Genomic DNA, 3,848 nt, shown 5'->3' on the forward strand with positions numbered 1-3,848 from the left:
GAAAGCCGCGATGAACCTTTTTAAAGCCCACTAAGTTTCAACTTAGTGGGCTTTTTTTGTCACTTCCAGAAAACAACCTGTGACCAAATTGAAGAGGGGAGCTGTTGTTTATCAGTTGGTTAAAATTCCGACATATACATTTTATGCAACTTATTTTATTGTTTTTGATACAAACTCCACCACCTATCCTCTGGTTATTGTCTCACAAATGGTAATTACTTCTGCTTTACTGTTGACGTATAGAAAGCATCAATCAATACCCCATATTTGCTAATGATTTATCAACTTTATTGCTGTATATATTATAAATAATGAGGTGTAATTATATTGTGAATTTATTTGCATATAAATCAATACCATACTAACTTTTAACTAAGTTATTCAAACTCCAACAAGAATCCCTCGGTTTGTGAAAAGGCGCCTCTTAGCACAGACATGGCATTTTTTATGGGGAAGACTAGTCTTAAGAGTAAGTAAACTATAAAAAAACAGGTGAAATACTTTCTCATTTCAGGCCAGTTAGGCGTAACAATGGATTGTCATTGATGAGAGCTAAGTATGTATTCAAGTGAAACCTGAAATTGTTATTACCAATAATTTTCACAGCGCTCGAGAGCAGTGTTTTGTGACTACGGGGGATATATGGATATCGAAGTTTCACGCCAGGTTGCTGTAGTTGAGGCAGTTAGTGGACATGTTGTGGTCGTTAAGCCAGACGGCAGCGCAAGAAAAATTTCAATTGGCGATATCATCCGTGAAAATGAGATCGTGATTACGGCCAACAAGTCAGAACTTGTATTAGGTGTGCAGAATGATTCAATTCCAGTTGCAGAGAATTGTGTCGGTTGTATTGATGAAAATGCTGCATGGGTAGACGCCCCAATAGCCGGTGAGGTTAATTTTGACTTACAGCAAGCGGACGCAGAAACCTTCACCGAAGACGACCTTGCTGCAATTCAAGAAGCCATTTTAGGTGGTGCCGATCCGACTCAAATCCTAGAGGCAACGGCCGCTGGTGCTGGACAAGGTTCTGCAAATGCTGGCTTTGTGACGATTGACTATAACTACACTGAAACTCATCCATCGACTTTCTTTGAGACCGCTGGTCTAGCAGAACAAACTGTTGATGAAGACAGAGAAGAATTCAGATCTATCACTCGTTCATCAGGTGGCCAATCAATCAGTGAAACACTGACTGAAGGCTCCATATCTGGCAATACCTATCCCCAATCTATAACAACGACAGAAACGATTACTGCTGGTAGTTTATCTCTCGCCCCTGACTCTTTCATTCCAGAAACTTTATCCCTCGCTTCACTACTTAGTGAATTAAACAGCGACATTACTTCAAGTGGTCAGTCCGTTATCTTCACGTATGACGCGACGACCAATTCTATCGTTGGTGTTCAAGGTACCGACGAAGTATTACGTATCGACATTGATGCCGTCAGTGTTGGCAATAACATTGAGCTTTCTCTAACCACAACGATTTCTCAACCGATTGATCATGTACCGTCGGTTGGCGGTGGTCAGGTTTCTTATACAGGCGATCAAATTAACATCACTTTTGATATTCAAGGTGAAGACTCCGCCGGAAACCCATTAGCAACACCAATCAATGCGCAAGTTACCGTGGTTGATGGGATAGATCCGTCAGCTGAAAGTGTCAATATCACTAACGTTGAAACTAGCAGCGCGGCAATCGAAGGAACGTTCTCCAATATTGGTAGTGATAATCTTCAATCAGTTGTATTTGATGCAAGTGCACTCGACCAGTTTGATGGGTTGCTCAGTGACAATCAAAACACGCTTGCGAGACTGTCTGACGATGGAACAACGATTACTCTGTCCATCCAAGGTCGAGGTGAGGTTGTTCTCACTATCTCTCTAGATACCGATGGCACCTATAAATTCGAGCAGTCTAATCCGATAGAACAAGTGGGTACCGATTCACTGACGTTCGCTTTGCCAATCACGATTACCGATTTTGACCAAGATGTTATAACCAATACCATCAATATTGCCATTACTGATGGCGATAGCCCTGTTATTACTAATGTTGACAGTATTGATGTTGATGAAGCGGGCATTGTTGGCGGCTCACAAGAGGGCACGGCGCCAGTGTCTGGCACTGGCAGTATCACCGCGGACATTTTTGAAAGTGACATCATTGACCATTATGAGCTAGAACCCACTGAATTTAATACTAATAGCACCTTGGTTTCAAATGGCGAGGCTGTGCTACTTGAGTTGATTGATGAAACCAACGGTGTAAGAACTTACGAAGGTTATGTTGAGGTCAATGGTTCGAGAATTACGGTTTTTGACGTTAAAATTGATAGCCCTTCATTGGGCAACTATGAGTTTAATCTTTATGAAGAACTTTCTCATCAAGGCGCTGAAGATGCGCTGTTAACTTTTGCATTGCCAATTTATGCTGTTGATGCAGATGGCGACCGTTCTGCACTGTCTGGAGGTTCGAACACACCAGAAGCTGCTGAGATTCTCGTCAATGTAAATGATGATGTTGTTGAATTAGTCGATAATGTTGTTTCTGTCGATGAACCGACTTTGGCTGGTGATACGGTTGTTTCGTACAACCTATTTAATTTTGAAGGTGCTGATGGCTCAGCCATTCAATCATTTAATTATGACGGTGTTGATTACTCACTCGATCAAAGCCTGCTCCCCGATGCTACCCAGACTTTCAGTTTTACTGAAGGTGTCGTCACTATCTCATTAAACGGTGACTTCAGTTTTGAAGTCGCTCGTGATATCGACCACTCAAGCAGTGAAACTATCGTCAAACAGTTCTCATTTTTAGCCGAAGATGGTGATGGGGATACTGATAGTTCGACGCTTGAGTTAAGTATTACCGATGGCCAAGATCCGATCATTGATTTGATCCCGCCTGTGACTCTCTCTGAAACCAACCTTAATGACGGCTCTGCTCCCAGCGGAAGTAAAGTTAGCGCAACCGAGACGATTACCTTTACCGCAGGCAGCGACGATGTAGCAAGTTTTCGTATTGAACCAACAGAGTTTAATGTGGGCGGTGCACTGAAATCGAATGGATTTGCGGTTGAGATAAAAGAAGATTCGGCTAATCCGGGTACTTACATTGGCTTTATTACCAACGGTTCGGGCGCTGAAATCCCAGTGTTTACGATTGCTTTCTCTACGAGCACATTGGGTGAATACACCTTTACTCTGCTTGAAGCGTTAGACCATGTAGATGGTTTAGATAAGAACGATCTGAGCTTTGATCTGCCTATTTATGCGGTTGATACGGACGGCGACGATTCATTGGTGTCTCAGCTTAATGTGACTATCGGTGATGATGTTCAAATCATGCAAGACGGTACGTTAGATATCACCGAGCCAAATCTTGCTGACGGTACAATCACAACCAACACCATTGATGTAATGCCAAATCAGAGTGCCGATGGTGCGACTATCACCCAGTTTACTTATGACGGCCAATTACGAACACTTGATCAGAATGACACTGGTGAACAGCAATTCAGTTTCACGGAAGGTGAACTGTTTATCACCCTTGAAGGTGAAGTGCGCTTTGAGCCTAATCGCGATCTAGACCACTCAGTGAGTGAAGATATCGTGAAGTCGATTGTCGTGACTTCAAGCGACTTCGATAACGATCCGGTGACTTCAACCATTACGCTGACGATCACTGATGGTGATAACCCGACGATTGATGTTATTCCAAGTGTTACGCTTTCTGAAATTAACCTGAGCGATGGCTCTGCTCCAAGTGGCAGCGCGGTAAGCTCGACTCAAACCATCACGTTTACCAATCAAAGTGATGATGTGGTTCGTTTCCGTATTGA

1 protein-coding gene is annotated in these 3,848 nt (G+C 42.8%); it reads left to right on the top strand.

All coding sequences use genetic code 11. The annotated features are described in order from the left end of the window. Positions 1-642: 642 nt before the first annotated feature. The coding region (locus AB4167_RS03315) for a retention module-containing protein (RefSeq protein WP_372136130.1) at positions 643-3,848 on the top strand (3,206 nt) is incomplete at its 3' end.

This window comes from Vibrio sp. 10N.286.49.E11 (assembly GCF_041469505.1).
In the GTDB taxonomy this organism is placed as follows: Bacteria; Pseudomonadota; Gammaproteobacteria; order Enterobacterales; family Vibrionaceae; genus Vibrio; species Vibrio crassostreae_C.